Here is a 20,906-nt window from a genome sequence, read left to right as displayed (position 1 = left end):
GTTGATTTTGCTGCCCAGTCTCAATAATAAAGATGTTCTTACAGAAAACCCGACGCAGACGGGGTGTACTGCTAACACCTCAAGGATTAAAGAAACTTCAAACAGCTAAGTCTGAAGCAGAGATTGGGGAAAACTCCGGTAATCGGTATACTCTTGAAGCATTGAACGAACGTACATGTTTGTCTGTGGATACACTGACGAAAATATTTGCTTGTGAACTAGGAGTGGACAAGCAAACCTTGAAGTACTGTTTTCAAGCATTTAATCTAGTTCTGGAACAGAGTGATTATTTCCTTCCTGAACCACAACAGCAGGATGAAGTCTTAGGTACTAACTTGCTCGTAGTAGAAACAGCACCAGAGATACCAGAAGGACAAGTACCCCTAGATTCTGCATTTTATTTAGAACGTCCTCCTATTGAAACCGATTGTTACAAAGCAATTTTGCAACCAGGAGCTTTAATCCGGATCAAAGCCCCTAGACGGATGGGGAAAACTTCATTAATGTCAAGAATTATTCAGTCTGCAACTAATGATGGTTATCGCACTGTATCTTTAAGCTTCCAGCTAGCCGATAAAGCAATTTTTCAAGACTTAGATAAATTCTTGCGTTGGTTTTGTGCAAGTATCAGTCTGGGTTTACAGGTGCAAAATCGACTCACAGACTATTGGGATGAGCTTTTTGGCAGCAAAATTAGCTCTAAAATTTACTTTGAGCAGTATCTTTTAGCCAAAACAACCAGCCCTATTGTCCTGGGTCTAGACGATGTAGATATATTGTTCCAATATCCTGACTTGGCGGATGATTTTTTTGGGTTGTTACGCGCTTGGCATGAGGAAGCCAAAAATCGAGAGATTTGGAAAAAACTGCGGTTAGTTGTGGCACACGCAACAGAGGTTTATATTCCCCTGAATGTGAATAAGTCACCTTTTAATGTGGGGTTACCAGTTGAGTTAAAAAGCCTAAACCGGGAACAAGTACAGGCTTTAGGAGATCTCTATAGTTTGAACTGTTCAGAGCAAGCAGTAGAACAACTGTTTGCTTTGGTTGGTGGACAACCTTATCTTGTAAGACTGGCTTTTTATTATTCATGGCAACAAGGTGTCAGTTTAGAGCAATTGTTGTCAACTGCCCTAAGCTCAAATGGAATTTACCGTGAACACCTGCAACAACAATGGTGGAACCTCCAACAAAATCCAGAATTAGTAGCCGCCTTTGCACAGGTTGCCAAAGCATCTAGACCTGTGGAATTACATCTAGAGCAAGCGTTCAAGTTGCAAAGCATGGGATTAGTACATTTATACGGTAATCAAGCTACCCCTAGCTGTAAGTTGTATGCCGAATATTTTGGCGATCGCCTAGATAACCAGTAAGTAATCGTTGCTTAATCAAATCAAGAGAGTAAATTACCATGTCTGAAGAATCTTTTATGACAACTAAAATCCAAAATCTTCAAGATTACCCTAGAGTTCCACAGTCAATCATGACAGCCAGTCAACGTGAACTCAAAGATATCCAAATGCAAGTTTCTGGATATCTTCCCCAGGATTTGCAAGGTCATGTCTTCATGGTTACTTCCGTAGGAACTGTTAACTCTGGAGGTCTTCCCTATCGCAATGGAGATTCTGTATTGTGTGGGGACGGTATGATTTATCGGTTGGATTTTAATTCCCCATATGAAGTGAGATTGACAACAAGCATAGTCAAACCACCTGATTACTATGCTGACAAAGCAACCTGTCAGAACTCAAAGTATAAGAAGTATCGTTTTCGCAATCATGGCATCACCAGATTTTCCCTAACCTTGGGTATTCGCAACCAGCTGAATACAGCTTTTCTACCGATAAAGTTTTCCTCAGATTCGCAAGAACGGTTACTAGTTACTTATGATGCAGGCCGTCCTTATGAGATTGATACTGAAACCCTAGAGCTTGTTACTCCTATTGGCACTAATCAAGAATGGCAATCTGAGTTAAATGGTTATAATGCTCCTTTTCCACCGTTTTTGAGTACGGCTCATCCTGTTTTTGATCCTCATACACAGCAGATATTTACAGTTAACTATGGTAGATCATTACTTAATTTTCTAGACACTATTCCTTTTATTTATGACCTTGAGCAATTTCCCCAAGAAATAGATGAGTTTTTAACTGCACTTAGCTCATTTCTGCGAGTAAATTTCCTCAAAGATATTTTTGATTTCGCCTCTCATTCTTTGCAAAGATTTGTGCAACTCTACGTCGAATTGATCGAGAAACTAATTAACTTAGAAATTGATAACTTTGTTTATTTAATTTCTTGGGATGGTGCAGGTGACTTGGAAAGATGGAAGCTAGTTTTACCTGATGGTTCACCTGTGTCAATTGACCAAACCATACATCAGATTGGAGTAACGAGAGATTATGTTGTGATTATGGATACAGCTTTCACAACAGGATTAGAACAAATACTCAATAACCCTTTTCCAGACGATAAAAAAGTTGAAAGACTACTGAGAGACTTATTAGAACGGCCTACTTCTCCAGATTCTTTAGTTTATATTGTGCGTCGTGCTGACTTAAAAGCCGGACAATTTCCAGTATCTAATCAGCAGGAAGTTGAAGTAGTCGTCCAAAAAGTTGTGTTGCCGTTAGAAGCAGCGCATTTTTTAGTAGACTATGACAACCCCCAAGGAAACATTACACTAAATACATCTCATATCTGCGGTATGGAGGTATCTAAATGGATCGGAAACTATGATGTTTCTGCTTACAATCCCGAAAATCCTGTGCCTTCATATCTTCATGGTATGGAGCCAAGTCAAGCCGATATTGGGCGTATGGGACGCTATGTAATTAATGGAGAAACGGGAGATATTCTGGAGTCACAGATTATTTCTGATATTGAACGTACCTGGGGTGTAGATCTCTATACTTATCCAGAGCAAGATCCTCAGACAAAAAAAACCTTAGAGCGCCTGGAAGACATATACTGGTGTTCTTTTGGGTTATGGAAAGACTTAATGACAGAATTTATTGTCAATCAGTATAAACATTATAGAAATCGGCAAGTTCCTATCGAAAAAGTATTGAGTATGGCTGCCAAGGGAATACCCGCTTACTTGTTTAGACTCCATGCCTCATCAACGGAAGCAGCTGCGATCGTTGACAGCTATCAATTACCATCAGGATACATACTACTTTCTCCCCAGTTTATGCCGCATCGCGATGCTAAAAAACCAACTGATGGTTATATTATCTGCACAGTATGGTATGAAGATAAAAACGAATTCTGGGTTTTTGATGCTAATCATTTGTCTAAAGGGCCTCTCTGCCAACTATCCCATCCTTCACTTGATTTTGCTCTGACCTTGCATACTGCTTGGTTGCCAAATATTGGAAAACGTCAAGCTACTTATTATATTAATGTGCGCGAAGATTACAAGGAATTAGTACACCAAGCATCGCAAAAACATCCTGATATTCAGGATTTATTTGAGGAAGAAATTTATCCTCATTTTGAATCAGCTTCAAACCCTAGTAGCTAATTCCATTTTCATTGGGGCTAACTCTTTAATTTTATTAAAAACTAGTAGAGACGTTCTTACAAAACATCTCTATTTTAGTAAAGATAATAGGAATTGTGCAAGTTATGATTAATATACCAGGATATGAAATTTTAGAAAAAATTCATGAAGGTACAGGAACAGTTGTTTATCGAGGCAAGAAAAAACAGAAACAGCAGCCAGTAATTATTAAACTGCTCAACTGTGAGTATCCTACATTAGAAAAAATTACTAATTTACGGCATGAGTATAAAATTCTCAAAGATTTGACGAGTAATGGAGTTGTTAAACTTTATAAATTAGAAAAATATCAGAATAGTTTTGCACTGATTTTAGAAGATTTTGGTGGACAAGCTTTAAGTCAAATTATCATATCTAGGCAATTAACGATTTCAGAGTGTTTGCAAATAGTGATCGCACTTGCAGAAACATTAATTGATTTAGAGCAAGCTGCAATTATTCATAAAGATATTAAGCCTAGTAATATCATTATCAATATTGAAACTGGACAAGTAAAATTAATTGATTTTGGTCTGTCATCACGGCTTTTTTTAGAAAAACAAACTATCAGTAATCCTAATTTATTAGAAGGGACTTTAGCTTATATAGCACCTGAGCAAACAGGGAGGATGAATCGCTCGATTGATTATCGCACTGATTTCTATTCTTTGGGAGTGACTTTGTATGAAATGTTGACAGGAACACTGCCATTTCCTACCCACGATCCGCTAGAGTTGATTCACTGTCACATTGCCAAACAACCAGTACCACCTTACCTGCACAAGCAGATTCCTAAAGCAGTTTCAGATATTGTGATGAAACTTTTAGCTAAAAATGCTGAGGAACGATATCAAAGTGCAGGTGGACTTAAATTCGATTTAGAAACTTGCCTAATACAAATCCAAACTACCGGAGAGATTATAGATTTTATCCCTGGCAGGCGCGATCGCGGTAGTCAACTTTTAATACCACAAAAGCTTTATGGTAGAGAAAAAGAAGTTACAACACTAATGGATGCTTTCTGGCGAGTCAGCCAGGGAGCAACAGAAATGATGTTAGTTTCTGGTTATTCAGGTATTGGTAAAACTTCAATTGTCAATGAAGTTCACAAACCAATGGTTGCCGCCAGAGGATATTTTATTACAGGTAAATTTGACCAGTTAAAGCGGGACATTCCCTATGCTGCTTTAACTCAAGCTTTCCAAGAATTGATTCGTCAGCTATTAACAGAAAATGAGAAGCAGATTACGATTTGGAAACACAAACTACTAGAGGTATTAGGTTCTAACGCTCAAATCCTGATTGAAGTGATTCCAGAAGTAGAGTTAATTATTGGCTTACAGCCTGATGTTCCCCAGCTAGGTGCTGCTGAATCTGAAAATCGATTTAACCGTGTTTTTCAAGAATTTGTCAATGTTTTTTGTCAACCTGAGCATCCATTGGTCATTTTTTTAGATGATTTACAATGGGCAGATTCTGCATCTTTGAAATTAATTAGATTGTTGATTACAGATAATAGTAGCCGATATTTATTCTTTATTGGTGCTTACCGAGATAACGAAGTTAACCATACTCATCGATTAATACAAACTCTACAAAAAATACGTCAAACAAACACTGTGGTGCATAACATCACTGTAGAACCTTTGTTACTCACTCATGTTCAACAACTATTAGCAGATACACTATCTTGTGCGAGTGATATTAAAAAAGTTGAGTTATTAGCAGAGTTAGTTTTTAATAAAACCCAAGGTAATCCATTTTTCTTAACTCAGTTACTCAAAAGCTTATATAGCGAAAATCTCTTAATTTATCAGGTAGGTACAGATAGCTGGAATTGGAACATTCAGCAAATTCAAGCCGTTGGTATTACTGACTATAATATTGTTGAATTAATTGCTAGGAATATTCGTAAATTGCCACCAGAAACGCAGAAAATTTTACAGTTGGCAGCATGTATGGGCAACCAATTTAACCTAGAAATTTTAGCAACTGTCAATGAAACCTCAGACATTATCACAGCAACTCATTTGTGGAATGCTTTGCAAGCTGGTCTAATTCTACCTTTATCGTCAAATTACAAAATTCCTCTGGCATTTTGTGAGACAAAATCAGACGTTTTGAAAGCTAGTAATGTCAAAATTAACTATAAGTTTTTACATGACCGAGTACAACAAGCAGCTTACTCCTTGATTCCCGAAACTAATAAAAAAAGTACTCATTTGAAAATAGGTCAAATCCTACTCAGGAATAATACACCAGAAATTCAAAAAGATAATATTTTTGTCTTAGCTAATCAATTAAATTTTGGCATTGAATTACTAACAACCCAAGTTGAAAAGGATGAGTTAGCCCAATTTAATCTTATTGCTGGTCAAAAAGCAAAAGCTGCTATAGCTTACGAAGCTGCTGTTAAATACTTGAACATAGGTCTACAATTACTAAATTATCAGAGTTGGACACATAAATATATATTGACTTTGAATTTATATATAGAGACAGCAGAAGCAGAATATCTAAATTCTAATTTAGAACAAGCATTATCTTTATGCAAACTAGTTACAAAAGAAATTAGTAATGTTTTAGATTTAGTAAAATTTCAAAAATTAAAAATAAAAATTTATTTAGCTAGAAATCAAGTTAACACAGTTTTAGATATTGGTCTGGATATTTTGGAAATGCTAGGTGTTTCTTTAGTAGAATTGCCACCAAAAAATCTTGATATTGAGCAGTTATATAGCCTACCGCTTATGACTGATCAATATAAACTAGCAGCAATGGAAACTTTAATTCTTATTTGGCCTCCTGCTTGTTTTGCAAAAAATACTATAGCAAGACCAATTTTGTACACAATGGTTGAGCTTTCTAGACAATACGGAAATTCCCCATTATCTACTTATGCTTATGTAGTTTATGGTCAGGTCATAGCGTCATCAATGGCAGATATTAATTTAAGTTATCATCTGGGTCAGTTAGCTCTTAAACTAATAGATCAATTAAATGATAAACAAGTTAAAGCTAAAGTTATTTTGATAGTGTATATAAGTTTTATTCACTATAAAAAGCACATTCAAGAAACTCTAAATCCTATACATGAAGCAATTGAAAGTGGCTTAGAAGTTGGAGATATTGAGTATGCTTGTCATGCAGCTAGCTTTTATTGTTCTCATATTTTTTTTGTGGGTAAAGATTTAGATTTTATTGCTAATATGCAAGCTGATTATATAGATTTTGTTGGCAAATTTGAACAACAACATCAACTAGGATTGATTAAAATATGCGCTCAGACAGTAGAGAATTTAATCAATCCCTCTGTAGCTAAAATTCAATTAACTGGTGATATTTTAAATGAAGAGGAATTTGTTAATTCTGTAATTATAAATAATAGCACGTTATCATTATTTGATGTTTATTCTTATAAAACATGGCTTTGTTATCTTTTTGAAGAATATGAAGAATGCTTGAAATTTGTAAGGCTTGCCTCAAATTACAGTCTCTTCAAGCAAACTGGAATATTATTTATATATAATAATTTATTTTATTCTTTAGCATTACTTGCTGAGTATTCTCGTAAATTTCTATTTACTAAATCATCAAGAATAGATGAATTAGAAATTTACTTAAAGCAAGTAGATGAAAATCAGGAATTTATGAAATACTGGGCTGAAAATGCTCCTATGAATTATCAACATAAATACGAATTAGTGGAGGCAGAAAAGGCTAGAGCGTTGGGAAATATACTTGCAGCTATGGAACTATATGAGCGCGCTATAGCTGGAGCTAGAGAAAATGAATATATTCAAGATGAAGCACTAGCTTATGAATTAGCGGCAAAGTTTTATTTAGCTTTAGGACGGCAAGAAATTGCGCGAACTTATATGACTAAGGCACACTATAGTTATATCTGCTGGGGAGCTATTGCTAAAGTCAAACATTTAGAATTAAAATATTCAGAAATAATTATTAACTCGACTAGGGATTCAACATTAGCTAAAAATAATATTTCTTATTCTTCTACTACCAGCAGTAATTCACAAATATTAGATGCCACAACAATTATTAAAGCTTCTCAAACTCTCGCTAGTGAAATTATTTTAGATAATTTGCTAGAAAAGTTAATGAATATTGTAATTGAAAATGCTGGCGCTCAAACTGGTTTTTTAATTTTAAAGCAGCAAAAACAGCTATTTATTGCAGCTAAGGGTGCTGTAGATACTACTTCGGAGGTAATGCTATGTAAATCGGTGTTAGTTGAAACTAGCCAACAGTTACCCAATTCTTTAATTAACTATGTCGTCAGAACTAGAGAGAACGTAATTTTATGTGATGCAACCCATGAGGGAAGATTTACCAAAGATGTGTATGTGATTGACCACCAACCTAAGTCTATATTGTGTACACCGATTATTCACCAAGGTGAGCTTTTTGGTTTACTTTATTTAGAAAATAATCTGGCTGTTGGTACTTTCACAGCAGAGAGATTAGAAGTCTTGAAAATTTTATCTTCTCAAGCTGCAATTTCAATTAAGAATGCTCAACTTTATGAAAATCTGAAGCAAGAAATTAAAGAGCGCCAACAAGCAGAAGAAGCATTACGAGAGAGTGAAAAAAAGTTAACACAGATTCTCGAAGCTGTACCAATAGGTATATTTGTGATCGATGACAAAGGACAACCCTACTATGCTAATCTAACTGCACGAAAAATTTTAGGCAAAGGGATTGTTGATAACTCTACAAATACTCAATTAGCTGAAATATACCAAGCTTACGTGCAGGGAACAGAAAAGCATTATCCTACTGAAAAGCAGCCAATTATCAGAGCTTTGAATGGCGAAAGTATCGTTATTGATGATATGGAACTGCATCTAGGGAATAAAATTATTCCTTTGGAGGTGTTAGCAACACCCATTTTCGATAATAAAGGTCAAATTATTTATGCGATCGCAGCTTTTCAAGATATTACACAGCGTCAGCAGGCAGAAGCAGAGCGAGCTAAGTTTACCCAAGAACTTGCCCTCAAACATACAGCTTTGCAGCAAGCAACAGACCAATTAGCTGAGTCTAACCGCAACTTAGAAGCTAAAGTTCAGGAGCGAACCAAAGAGCTAAGTCAAACTTTAGAGATCCTCAAAGCAACTCAAGCTGAATTAGTGATTGAGAACGCTTTATTAAGAAGCGCAGAAAAAACCCTAACTTATGAATATCAAGTCGGGGGAAGTTTACCAATAGATGCACCTACTTATGTGGTACGTCAGGCAGATAGACATCTTTACAAGGCTTTGAAGCAGGGAGAGTTTTGTTACATTTTCAATACTCGGCAGATGGGCAAGTCTAGCTTGCGAGTGCAAATCATGAAAAGGTTACAAGCCGAGGGCTTTGCCTGTGCAGCTATCGATATTTCAGAAATTGGTAATCGGCAGCTGACTATGGAACAGTGGTATGCAGGTTTCATTTATATATTAGGCAGTAGTTTAAATCTTTTAAATAAAGTTAATATTAGTACTTGGTGGCGTGAGCATAAATTTTTATCCCCAGTGCAACGTCTCAGTAATTTTATAGACCAAATAGTATTAGAAAATCTTCGGCAAAATAATATTGTTATTTTTATAGACGAAATTGACAGTGTTATCAATCTTAATTTTGACATAGATGACTTCTTTGTACTACTACGAAATTTTTATAACAAACGGGCTGACATCCCAAAATATAAACGTCTCACTTTTGTTTTTTTGGGAGTAGCTAATCCTTCTCAATTAATTCAAGACAAAAAACGAACGCCTTTTAACATTGGTCAAGCTATTCAACTGAGTGGCTTTCAATTGCATGAAGCCCAACCGTTACTACAAGGACTAGCTGAACGAGTAGGTAATGCTCAGAATGTCCTTAAGGAAGTGTTAGCCTGGACCGGTGGACAGCCTTTTCTAACCCAAAAACTTTGTAAGCTTATCCGGAATTCATCAGTAAACATTCCCAAGGATAGTGAAGCCGATTGGATAAATAACTTAGTCCAAACACAGGTGATTGAGAATTGGGAAACTCAAGACGAACCTGAGCATTTAAAAACTATACGCGATCGCCTCGTCAATATGGAGTCTCATGTTGTTGAGATATTAAAGCTATATCAAGCAATTTGGCATCAAGGAGAGGTTGTTGCGGTTGATAGTCCACAAGAAAAGGAATTACTATTATCAGGTTTGGTGGTCAAGCAACAAGGAAATCTAAGAGTTCATAACCGTATTTACGAATTGGTATTTAATGGCGATTGGATTAAGCAACTGCTGTGCAAAAACTATGGGTAGATAAACCTGTGCGCCATCGCTTAGAACTTCGAAAGTATTTGATCAGACTTTAAGGAAGATAAGCGGCGACCTTCATTCCAGTTTAAATTGCCAGAAATCCCTACTGGTTAAGACTTTGGGGAAAATATGGGCAAAAATTCTTAAGTTCGTTCTTAAGAGCCTAAACTGCGATTGTGATTCAGGAGTTAAAAGGGCAAATTGGATTCAAGAAAACAACACACAACAAACAAAAGAGAGTTTGATGCCAACAGCAGATGATAATGCCATCGTCATTAGAGGTGGAAGGATATCACAGGATAACTTCATTAATGGCGGTACTCTTGATATCAATAATCGACTGAACGATGTATCGGTTCAATGCTCAGGCACTACTGCGGTAAAAAACGTAAATATTGCCACTATAGCCCTATGGAGAGGGCCGATTCCAGCAGGACCCGTAGGAGCAACGACCGTAAAAAAAATCCGTCAAAAGGGGGGAAACGTAATACTAAGTCCTGGTGTGGGCGGCGGTGGACCAAATCATTGCACATTGTTTGGTATTACCCCCAAAGATGCTGCTGAAATTTTCACTCAATATTAAACCTTAAGGAAAAAGATAATGGCTACATCTGGCTTTGAACTGATTGGAAGTGCGGGAACAAGACATTGGCATTACAATGGCATCAAACTCGTGTCTATCTCATGGACGACTGAACATACTGGTGGCTTAGGCAAGGCAGTAGCAGTTAATTTACAACTACAGGGGAAGACATATCCTGGGACAATTTTAGGTTCGCCTGGTTGCCCGACTAGTTTCAGTTTTGACATGGAAAACGATGTATATTTTGCCAAGGGTGCAGTCACATTAAATATTGATCCTGTGGGGAGTGATGTTTGGCTAGAAGCAGATTTTAGGTACGGTGAACTTTCTGCTAAATTTAAGGACAGTCTGAATGCTTGGCAATACAGGAAATAAAGTATCAAGCTAAGTTAAAAAGCATCTATCTAGAGATTTGGGGTTTTACCTATCTCTAATGTCTATATCAGCAAACCTGAAATAACCAAATTGCCGCCCAATTCCATCGCATATGAGCAGATAAATATCTGCTGCACAACTCAAACTAATTGAAAATCAAGGAAAAAGATAATGGCTACATCTGGCTTTGAACTGATTGGAAGTGCGGGAACAAGACATTGGCATTACAATGGCATCAAACTCGTGTCTATCTCATGGACGACTGAACATACTGGTGGCTTAGGCAAGGCAGTAGCGGTTAATTTACAACTACAGGGGAAGACATATCCTGGGACAATTTTAGGTTCGCCTGGTTGCCCGACTAGTTTCAGTTTTGACATGGAAAACGATGTATATTTTGCCAAGGGTGCAGTCACATTAAATATTGATCCTGTGGGGAGTGATGTTTGGCTAGACGCAGATTTTAGGTACGGTGAACTTTCTGCTAAATTTAAGGACAGTCTGAATGCTTGGCAATACAGGAAATAAAGTATCAAGCTAAGTTAAAAAGCATCTAAATATTGGGATTTTCTCAATATCTAGATGTTTGATTGGTTAAATAAAATAATCAAATTTACAGCGATATTAACCTCAGTATTTAATTAATACAAGCTAGCTATGAATACAGATTGGAATTTAGAAGATTTTTCTCCCTTTTTTATAAAGTGGGCAATTTATAATTCTAGCGAAATAGAAGGAAAATCAATTATTTGCAATTTATTTGTTAATGAGCACCCACATCAGTACTGTCAGTTAAGCAAAATTAATAAAGAATGCTCGTTCGAGCTTCAATATCTTGATAGTTCTGCTAAAGGCAAACTTAACTTCATTGAAGCCAAAGGAAAACTTTACTTAGGTATCGATATTAGATATGGTCTTCAAGACAATCTCAAAACGGTAAAGTATGATATTTTGCCTGGTCCAGATAAGTCTATTGTTTCAAGTGAGCCAAGTGAACCGTATGATGCATTTGAGTCTGCCTCAGAAGTAGTATTTGTGAACAGTGGGGAACGCCAATACCTCTTTTCTGAACCAAGTGAATCATGTGATGCATTTGAGTCTGCCTCAGAAACAGTATTTGTCAACAGTGGAGAACACCAAGATCTCTTTCCTTTCGTTTACATGCGTACTTGGACTGAAATTAGTCCGGATGTGCAACAAAGACGGTTCATTGAGTATGACAGCGAAAATGCACCGTCTGAATCCCTATATAAAAAGTTAGTCGAAATTAAGAAAGCATCTGAAAATAATGCCCGTTTGCAAATGAGACAGGTGGCAATTAATTTTATCGAGGGGAAGCAGTTTGCAGAGCAATTCATCCCCAGTAACAGCAACCTTAATGGTTATATAAAATATTTTGCGCTACTTGATACATGGTTACGTCACCAAACAAGTTTCAGTTGTAAACAACTGAAACAGCAATTAGAGGTTATTTTAAAATTAGACTGGAGTAATCTCAAACAATACATCCAGAGCCAAAAATATATCCAGGAAAAAGATAGGGTATGGCAGAATTATTTTGCTTTGACTATCATCTCTGAATATCGCCCACATTTGCTGGAAGAACTCACCAAGACTTTGGTGATGTTGGTTCTGATTGAAAAAATTATTAAACATGATAAAAATTGTCACTCAGGAAGTGCAATTACTGAGAATGTAGTAATTTTAGAAACAGCAATATCTACGATTATATTACCTACAGAAATATTTCCCTTACCATCTGCTAGTGCTGGCAAATCTAAAATTACAGAATGGATCGAACCTTATGCCATAGGTGACTTACAAATGGTTTGCCAACGGCTGTTGAGATATGAATTAGGAGAAGTAGCTTACATTGAAAATGTTCTAAAAGGTGAGCGCAAAGAAACCACCCAGAGAAAATTAAACAGAGTTAATCAATCTGTAACTAACAGCAGTGAAAAATTAGAAGAGATTGCAGACGGTATTGATGATACTAGAGCAGATATATTGAATGAGACACAAAAAACTCTGGCTAAAGATGCGGTGACAACGACCTTTAATAGCTTGAGTACAGAGTATGGAATCACACCATCAACTGTTAAAGTCACAGGAGGTTGGACTATTTCTAATGCTCCCGACTCAACACAGCCTTATAGAGAAGATGTCAATAAATTTGCCAAGAATATCACAACAAGGACAGCTAATCGCATTGCTAGATATGGCATTGCTAGATATGTTAATCAAGTACGAACTATCATTCTTGATGAGACTCAAGAAACTGTAATCCATGCATTTGATAATAAAAATAGTACGAGCAACGTCATTGGTATTTATCGCTGGGTTAACCAGATTTATACAGCCCATGTGGTCAATTATGGTCAGCGATTGATGCTGGAGTTCATGTTGGAAAATCCGGCTGATTCATACATTAATAGTTTGCTTCATCTTCAAGGTATATCGCTTGACAAACCAATTGCACCAGACAAGCTCAATCTGCATAGTTATAAAGCCATCACTAGGGAAAATTACGCCGATTTGGCTATTAAGTATCAAGTCAAAGATATCCAAACACCACCAGATGCAGTGAAGATTGTGCCGACTGCATTTAAAGATAAAGAACCTAATAGTATCAAAAAAATTCAAATACCTGAAGGCTATAGGGCTACATCAGCAGATGTAGCTGGTGTTTTCTCTGGTGTCACTGCACTGACAGGATTTATTGGTATACAAATTTTGGACTTGACTACATCTCCCCGTCATATTTGCAAATTAGGGATGAATCAAGAAGATACTGCGATCGCGGCTTCTGTGCTGTGTGATTCTGATAAAGATAAATCAGATGCAAAATATTCTGTCAGCATTGAAGTTACATGTACTCTCGCACCTGAAAAATTTGCAGAATGGCAGATAAACATTTATAACGCTATTCTCGAAGGATATCGTCAACAGCAAGCAGAATATTATGAAAGGGCTGGAGTAGGACTAGCCGAAATCAAGTCCCATAACCCGCTTAAATATCGGCAAATCGAAAAGCATGAACTTAAAAAAGCTTGCACAAGACAAATTATCAAGCGGCACTTTCAGCTTGTGGGTTCATCTGATGATAATTCCGTAAAGAATCAACCATCAAACTTTGCTGTCAATGAACCAAGGTATATCCAATTTTTTGAGCAGTCTTTGGAGTGGAATGAGATAACCTATAACTTCTATCCACAATTGGAAGAAGGAGAAAATCAAGATGAATTCACTTTTACAGCTTTCAATCCTTACTCAGGAAATGACTCTCTATTCACCAGCTTTTTGCAAGCAGGAGCAGTTAGAGTGTTGGTACCAGTAAGACCTGACTATGCCATGCTTGTTTTATATTATCTGTCGTCAGGGACAATCTGGACTGGGGCAAATGCACTGACTCCCACTGATGAGAAATATGTGTCACTTGTGAATGACTTGAAAATTTTACCGCAGAGCGATCGCGAGTCCAAGCATGTCAGCGAACCTTGGGAAATTACTATTCCTACCTCGATGATTATGCTGCAAGATAGCTCGAAATTGCCGCAATTTTAACCAGTTATTTAAAGTGATTCATGAAGGTGCAGCGGTAAGATTATCTGATATTCGTTCTATGTGGGCTGATGATGGTTTATTTCTGGTAAGATATCCAGAGACTCCAAAAGTTGCGAAAGATTTGATGATCGATGTAATCAAAGAAGTTAGCACTCCCCCGAATTTAGACCAATTGCTAGTGCGATCGCTAGATCAATGGGGACTAGAGGTTTTGTCAGCGTCTTGATTTTTTACGGTTGGCAATCATCGCATTTAATGATCATCAAAAATCGGCTTCACAGACTGCTACCAATTTTATCACCGCTAATTGCGATCGCATCTGCCCTAATTGTCGGCGCAATTCTCATTCTACTCGCTGGGGCAAATCCCATCGTCGCTTACACCGCTTTATTTCAAGAATCCCTTACCACCTACTTTGGCTTTGGTAACACCTTGACCAAAATGACACCATTGTTATTCACCAGTTTAGGGGTGTTGGTGGCGTTGCGTGGCGGTCAATTTAATATTGGTGGAGAAGGGCAAATTTATCTTGGTGCCTTGGGAAGTGCTTTGATTGGGTTATATGTGCAGAAATTACCTGCTTTGATTCATCTTCCTTTAGCGTTGTTGGCGGGGTTTCTGTTTGGTGCCGTTTGGGGGGGAATTCCCGGTTATCTGAAAGCCAAGCGGGGGGTAAATGAGGTGATTACCACCTTGCTGCTAAATTATATCGCGATGAATTTAGTGAGTTATTTGGTGCAAAATCCGTTGAAAGCACCTGGTGCGCCGAGTCCTTATACGTCATTGATTGCCCAATCTGCCCGTCTACCGATTATTTTACCCCAGAGTCTTGCCCATGCAGGGATATTGCTGGGGTTAATCGCCGCCGGGATTTTGTGGGTGTTGCTGGGGCGATCGCTTTTAGGATACCAAATTACCGCCGTCGGATTTAACTCTATCGCCGCCCGTTATGCTGGTATATCAGTAGAAAACACCATTATGCTGGTGATGGGATTAGCTGGGGGTTTGGCGGGGTTAGCGGGTGCTTGTGAAGTCATGGGGTTGAAATATCGGCTGTTTGAGTCGGTGTCACCGGGTTATGGATTTGATGCGATCGCGATCGCTTTTTTAAGTCGTGGTAGTGTGATCGGTGTGGTGTTAAATTCCCTATTTTTTGCCTCCCTTCGCAGTGGTGCTAATGTCATGCAACGCAGCGCCGGTGTTCCCGTAACTGTAGTTTATGCCATTCAAGGTTTAACCGTGTTATTTATTGCCATCAGTCTCGCCGTAGAAAGACGGGTGAACAATTCAAAATTAAAAATTAAAAATTAAAAATGCAGATATTGCGATACTCTGCGTTTAAAAAAGCTTTATGAATCACCTCAACTTCTTCTCTGATTACCTGATTGCTAGCTTACATCTAGCTGTACCCCTAGCATTCGCCACTTTGGGGGGACTTTACTCGGAACGTTCAGGGGTGTTAAACATTGCCCTGGAAGGAATGTTGTTAACTGGTGCTTTTACTAGCGCTGCTGCCACCTTTTACACTGGTAATGCTTGGTTGGGGATGTTCGCCGCCTTAATTGCTGGGGGTTTGGTGGGTTTACTTCATGCTTTTTTAAGTGTCAGTTTGCTTGTTGATCAGTTAGTGTCAGGGTTAGCGATTAATCTTTTGGCTGCGGGGATGACATCGTTTTTGGCGCGGCTGGTGTTTAGCGGTGCTAGCACCCAAAGATTACCAGGAATTGAGGCGATAAAAATTCCCGGTTTGGCGGATATTCCCTTAATTGGAACTCTGCTATTTCAACAAGATATTTTTGTTTATTTACTGTTGCTGTTAATTGCCTTAACTAGATATATTTTATTTCACACCAGCTTTGGTTTAACCTTGCGGGCGGTGGGGGAATATCCTCAAGCTGCTGATACATCTGGGGTAAAAGTGCCATTGGTGCGTTATGGCGCCGTGATTATTGGTGGCTGTCTTGCCAGTTTGGGGGGTGCTTATTTAACTTTAGTACAGGTGAGATTTTTTGCCGAGGGGATGAGTGCTGGTAAAGGATTTATGGCGATCGCTGCTTTAATCTTTGGTAGGTGGCATCCTATAGGTAGTAGTTTAGCTTGTTTGCTGTTTGGGGCGACAGAAGCGTTGCAACTGCGAATTCAGGCAATGGGTGTAAATATTCCCTATCAGTTTTTGCTCATGTTGCCTTATGCGATCGCTATTTTAGCCTTAGTGGGGTTAGCGGGCAAATCCACACCCCCAAAGGCTTTAGGCGTTCCCTACATTAAAGGCGAACGGCAATAACCACTAATTATTTTGTCCCAAATAAGCGATCGCCTGCATCCCCCAAACCGGGAATAATATAACCATGTTCATCCAAATGGTCATCAATCGCCGCAGTATATAGTGGGACATCTGGGTGAACAGCACAGAAATGCTCAATCCCTTCCGGTGCAGCGAGTAAACAGACAAACTTAATCGATAAGGGATTAGTTGATTTTAGTCTTTCCACCGCCGCCACAGCAGAGTTACCAGTTGCCAACATCGGATCTACCACCAACATATCTCGCTTTTCCACATCTTCAGGAATTTTGAAATAATACTCAATTGGAATCAATGTTTTCGGATCACGATATAAACCAATATGCCCCACCCGTGCAGTTGGCATCAATTCCAGCATCCCATCTAAAATTCCTTGCCCCGCCCGCATCACAGAAACTAAAACCAGCTTTTTATCAGGTGCTAATACTGGCGCATTCATCGGCGCTAAAGGTGTTTTAATCGCTTCATATTTCAGCGGCAAATCTCGCGTTACTTCGTAAGCCAACAACAAACTAATTTCTTTGAGAAGATTACGAAATTTCGTTGTGCTGGTGTCAGCTTTTCGCATCAGCGTGAGTTTGTGCTGAATTAATGGATGTTCAATTAGTATTACTTGATTATACATATTTGAGAATTTTATTTAATTAAATCTAGAACAGGCGGCACGAGAGTGATGTGTAGTTATGTGCAGTTATGTGCAGTTATGTGCAGTTATGTGCAGTTATGTGCAGGCGAGACGCCTGCACTACTAGTTAAAATACAGTACCATCGCTTTCTATTTTTATCGGGGGTAAACCACCCGTGCGAAGTTCAGCAGCAATTTTCCGCCCAGCCGTCCAAGTTCCCCCTTGGAGGATTTTAACTAAGGGTAATTCTTCAGCACTCATTCCCAACTTGTCGCGGACTGTAACAGCAATCAAATCCAAAAGAATCACCGTCAAGGCACGCCATTCAACTATAATTTCTGATGCCACCGAGTGAGATGAGTGCAAAATCTCAGGATATTTAGCGCTGATTAACCCCAAATCCAGACATAAACCGCCATTACGATATTCTGGTAATCCGGTGAGGGCATCTTTTCCAGTGATTGTTAAACCCAGTTCTTGCAGTGGTTCCAAAAGAGAGTATGTCAACCATTGGGAAAGCTTGTGAAATGGCACCAAATTATTATCAGCAACATCTGGGTGAAACCACACATCCCCCAAATTTACCCCAGCCACTTCTAATCTTCCCGGCCAAATATCACTCAATCCTTCCAGAACGGCGCTAAATACAGTGGTAGCTGCTAACTGCCCATTTTCAGCTTTCCCCAAAAGATAATTTACCAAATTTCCTGGACGGGGGTTTTCATCTCCAAACAAATGAGGTGCAGACACCAAAGCTTCACCTAACCTTTGCAACAAACTCAACCGCCCAGAAATTCCCACCAAAGGATTATCAGCATTTACCTGAAAGCCAGTTGCTAATTCTGATTCTGTTAACGCTTGCAATTTTTCAGCATCGACTTGCAGCCACCCTTCACCAGAAAAAGCACCTTGACAAAACATCTGGAAACTAGCAACAGCTAAACCTTCAGAACGCCCAAAACTCAAACCAGTCTCCTGTTCATGATAACGCCAATCATGCCCCGCCCCCGCATCCAACAAAACACTGATAATTGCCAAATCAAACTTAGCAGCAGCCTTTTCTTGAGGCGTTAACCCCGCCAACACCTCATTCAACTCAGTTAATCTTGGCACACCCCCAGCCTGAAAATGCCGCCAACGACTGTGAAAAGGAACTTGTAAATCCGGGTATTCCGCCCTCATCACCTCAATCACATAATCCGCCACCCCTGCCAACCGCGTCAAATCGCAAACAAAATGACGCGACTTACCCTCAACCACCAACTCAAACAACTCCCCACAACGTTCCCGAATCGCCACCGGCGAACGAAGATATGCAATCATTTCCCCCTCTCTCTGCGTCCTCTGCGTCTGGGCGGTTCGTATCTCCACTCTTCACCCCCATTTGTCAACCGAAAATGGGCGGGAAACCCCACCCCTACAGCAAATCTGGGCGGGAAACCCCCTAAGAATCTAATCCCCGCCCCTTCAAATCAGCCAAACCATCAGCATCTAACACATCACCAGTAGTGAAATAACCAGCAGCCTTTTTAGCTTCAATTTCTACCCGTGCATCGTCAGGAATCAAATCTTCAGGAATAGCGATTCTTTCGACAATCTCAATCCCTGCCGCAGTGATAGCGTTAAACTTGAGATTACTCATTGACACCATGCGATCAATCCGAGTAATTCCCAACCAATGCAACACATCCGGCATGAGTTCCTGAAAGCGCATATCTTGGACACCTGCGACGCATTCTGTCCGGGCAAAATAGGCATCAGCGCGATCGCCACCTGCTTGACGTTTGCGGGCATTATAAACGAGGAATTTCGTCACTTCTCCCAAGGCGCGGCCTTCTTTGCGACAATAGACAATTACACCCGCACCGCCTGCTTGGGCTGTTTGCACACACACCTCAATGCCATGTGCTAAATAAGGGCGACAGGTGCAAATATCTGAGCCAAAAACATCAGAACCGTTGCATTCATCATGTACCCGCAACGCTAGAGGTTTGCTTGGATCGGCGATCGCCTCTAAATCACCAACAATATACACCGTCAACCCGCCAATTGGTGGTAAAAACACCTCCAAATCTGTACGTGTTACCAGTTCTGGGAACATCCCCCCAGTTTGTTCAAATAAAGCCCGGCGTAACTCGGCTTCTGTAATGCCAAAGCGCTTGGCGATTCCCGGTAAATACCAAACTGGCTCAATAGCGGCTTTAGTCACGACCAAATCGCCATTTGCCTTCAAAATCTTGCCATCCACCTGCAAGCGCCCTTTAGCTACAGCATATTGCAGTTCTGGCATATTGATGTGAGCCTTGGTAATGGCGATTGTCGGGCGGATATCATAGCCCTGTTTGTAATATGAAGCAAATACCTCAGATGCGATCGCCCCATAAGGATCAAGGGATACAATTTTATCAGGGTCAGCCCAGCTAGAATAAGGGCCAATATGCTCCACCGGTGATGTATTAGTCAGATCCGCCCGGTGATCCGATTGTAGCGCCCCGCTAGCCACAGCTAAAGCACGATAAACTGCATAACTGCCAGAATGAGTCCCAATTACATTCCGGTGTCCCTGCTGAGTCAGCGTCGCAATAATCGGCCCCCGTGTCATCGGATCAGCTGCCCCCCATTGAATAGCGATCGGCTTCGGGCCAAAGCGACTCGGATGGGAAGTAAGCACAATATGCCTGGAAACGCTGTTTTGCTTTGGCATAGTCATTTGTTATTTTGTTATGTGTTAATCAACTATTAGTCACCAGGGATTTGTCAACTACCAATAGTGTGTTTTAAACTTTAAAAGTGTCTGCTCTATGGGACTTTTGGCAAAGAGTCATTCTCAAATGCTTTATTTCGCTTCGCGACCCATACAGCATGACCAATCGCTCCTGATTTTAGACGTTGATCGTAGTAATAACAGTATTACTGAATACAATAGATAACACAACAATTGTCTAATTTGCAATTGCTCTAGAAAAACTCAAGGATGACTTTCAGCCTAACTTAGTAGATAATTTTGTGCGAAAGTTGAACCGAAGATACATTTACCCATCTCAAATTCATGGATTCTTTATCTATCACTTCCTTACTTGAAGACTTGAAAAATCCCGATGTCTCAGTTCGTGAGCAAGCCACCAGAAAAATCTGGCGGATTTGGTTCCAGCAAAAGGGAATATATGGGCTAGAAAAAATTGATCATAGTCAAAAATTGCTGGATGCTGGGGAAATTGCCGAAGCCGAGAAATTACTTACAGAACTGATCCAACAACAACCAGATTTTGCTGAAGCCTGGAATCGCCGTGCTTTTCTCTACTACAGCATTGGCAATTATAAAAAATCTCTGGCGGATTGTCAGATGGTGATCCAAATAAATCCAGTACATTTTGGGGCGCTTCATGGCATGGGTTTGTGTTATGCAGCACTGAAAGAATATGGTGCAGCTATCCAAGCTTTTCAGCGCGCTTTAAAAATTCAACCCTATTCTCTAGTAAATCAAAAATTGATTTTAGAATGTACACTTAGACTCAGCTAAAACATGAGGTTTAACAATTTAGTTGGGTGGACTAACTTTTGCCTGCTTAAGTGCCTAATTTGAGGTTATTGTCAGAACATGGCATCCAAGCGCCGT

At 39.3% G+C, this 20,906-nt stretch carries 14 protein-coding genes; 11 read left to right on the top strand and 3 right to left on the bottom strand.

Translation table 11 applies throughout. The features are described 5' to 3' along the window. Window positions 1–32 precede the first annotated feature (32 nt). The 10 genes from CYLST_RS11380 (at window position 33) to CYLST_RS11335 (ending at window position 16,646) form a co-directional block, all read left to right on the top strand. Window positions 33–1,373 (top strand): AAA-like domain-containing protein, encoded by a 1,341-nt coding sequence (locus CYLST_RS11380; protein ID WP_015207873.1) that lies wholly within the window; start codon window positions 33–35, stop codon window positions 1,371–1,373. Window positions 1,374–1,429: 56 nt separating this feature from the next. Beyond that, window positions 1,430–3,526: a carotenoid oxygenase family protein gene (locus CYLST_RS11375; RefSeq protein ID WP_041233589.1), complete on the top strand. Its 2,097-nt coding sequence runs from the start codon at window positions 1,430–1,432 to the stop codon at window positions 3,524–3,526. A 104-nt stretch (window positions 3,527–3,630) separates the two neighbouring features. After that, window positions 3,631–9,843: an AAA family ATPase gene (locus CYLST_RS11370; RefSeq protein ID WP_015207871.1), complete on the top strand. Its 6,213-nt coding sequence runs from the start codon at window positions 3,631–3,633 to the stop codon at window positions 9,841–9,843. Window positions 9,844–10,084: 241 nt separating this feature from the next. Next, window positions 10,085–10,423: a hypothetical protein gene (locus CYLST_RS11365; protein WP_015207870.1), complete on the top strand. Its 339-nt coding sequence runs from the start codon at window positions 10,085–10,087 to the stop codon at window positions 10,421–10,423. 18 nt (window positions 10,424–10,441) lie between these two features. Next, window positions 10,442–10,798, top strand: coding sequence for a hypothetical protein (locus tag CYLST_RS11360; RefSeq protein ID WP_015207869.1), 357 nt, complete (start codon window positions 10,442–10,444; stop codon window positions 10,796–10,798). Between the two features lie 171 nt (window positions 10,799–10,969). Beyond that, window positions 10,970–11,326, top strand: a complete 357-nt coding sequence (locus CYLST_RS11355) for a hypothetical protein (protein ID WP_015207868.1) — start codon at window positions 10,970–10,972, stop codon at window positions 11,324–11,326. Between the two features lie 129 nt (window positions 11,327–11,455). After that, complete coding sequence (locus CYLST_RS11350) at window positions 11,456–14,362, top strand: hypothetical protein (protein ID WP_015207867.1); 2,907 nt, start codon at window positions 11,456–11,458, stop codon at window positions 14,360–14,362. A 13-nt stretch (window positions 14,363–14,375) separates the two neighbouring features. Continuing rightward, window positions 14,376–14,588, top strand: a complete 213-nt coding sequence (locus tag CYLST_RS11345; protein ID WP_015207866.1) for a hypothetical protein — start codon at window positions 14,376–14,378, stop codon at window positions 14,586–14,588. Between the two features lie 29 nt (window positions 14,589–14,617). Next, entirely contained in the window at window positions 14,618–15,673 is a 1,056-nt protein-coding gene (locus tag CYLST_RS11340; protein WP_041233066.1) for an ABC transporter permease, read from the top strand. A gap of 40 nt (window positions 15,674–15,713) precedes the next feature. After that, complete coding sequence (locus tag CYLST_RS11335; RefSeq protein WP_015207864.1) at window positions 15,714–16,646, top strand: ABC transporter permease; 933 nt, start codon at window positions 15,714–15,716, stop codon at window positions 16,644–16,646. A gap of 7 nt (window positions 16,647–16,653) precedes the next feature. Here the strand turns inward: CYLST_RS11335 and upp are convergent, their stop codons facing one another. The 3 genes from upp to CYLST_RS11320 all read right to left on the bottom strand — a co-directional run bounded on the left by upp (window position 16,654) and on the right by CYLST_RS11320 (window position 19,994). After that, window positions 16,654–17,289 (bottom strand): uracil phosphoribosyltransferase, encoded by a 636-nt coding sequence (gene upp, locus CYLST_RS11330; protein WP_015207863.1) that lies wholly within the window; start codon window positions 17,287–17,289, stop codon window positions 16,654–16,656. 127 nt (window positions 17,290–17,416) lie between these two features. Further along, the gene (locus CYLST_RS11325; protein WP_015207862.1) at window positions 17,417–18,613 is read right to left on the bottom strand and encodes a URC4/urg3 family protein; all 1,197 of its coding nucleotides are present in this window, start codon (window positions 18,611–18,613) and stop codon (window positions 17,417–17,419) included. Window positions 18,614–18,734: 121 nt separating this feature from the next. Further along, window positions 18,735–19,994 carry a GTP cyclohydrolase II gene (locus CYLST_RS11320; protein WP_015207861.1) on the bottom strand — a complete coding sequence of 420 codons (1,260 nt, stop codon included), beginning with the start codon at window positions 19,992–19,994 and terminating at the stop codon, window positions 18,735–18,737. A 345-nt stretch (window positions 19,995–20,339) separates the two neighbouring features. Here CYLST_RS11320 and CYLST_RS11315 point away from each other — a divergent pair, with 345 nt between their 5' ends. After that, window positions 20,340–20,810, top strand: a complete 471-nt coding sequence (locus CYLST_RS11315; RefSeq protein ID WP_015207860.1) for a tetratricopeptide repeat protein — start codon at window positions 20,340–20,342, stop codon at window positions 20,808–20,810. Window positions 20,811–20,906 lie beyond the last annotated feature (96 nt).

Source organism: Cylindrospermum stagnale PCC 7417 (assembly GCF_000317535.1).
GTDB lineage: Bacteria > Cyanobacteriota > Cyanobacteriia > Cyanobacteriales > Nostocaceae > Cylindrospermum > Cylindrospermum stagnale.
This window is presented reverse-complemented; position numbering and strand designations above follow the sequence as displayed.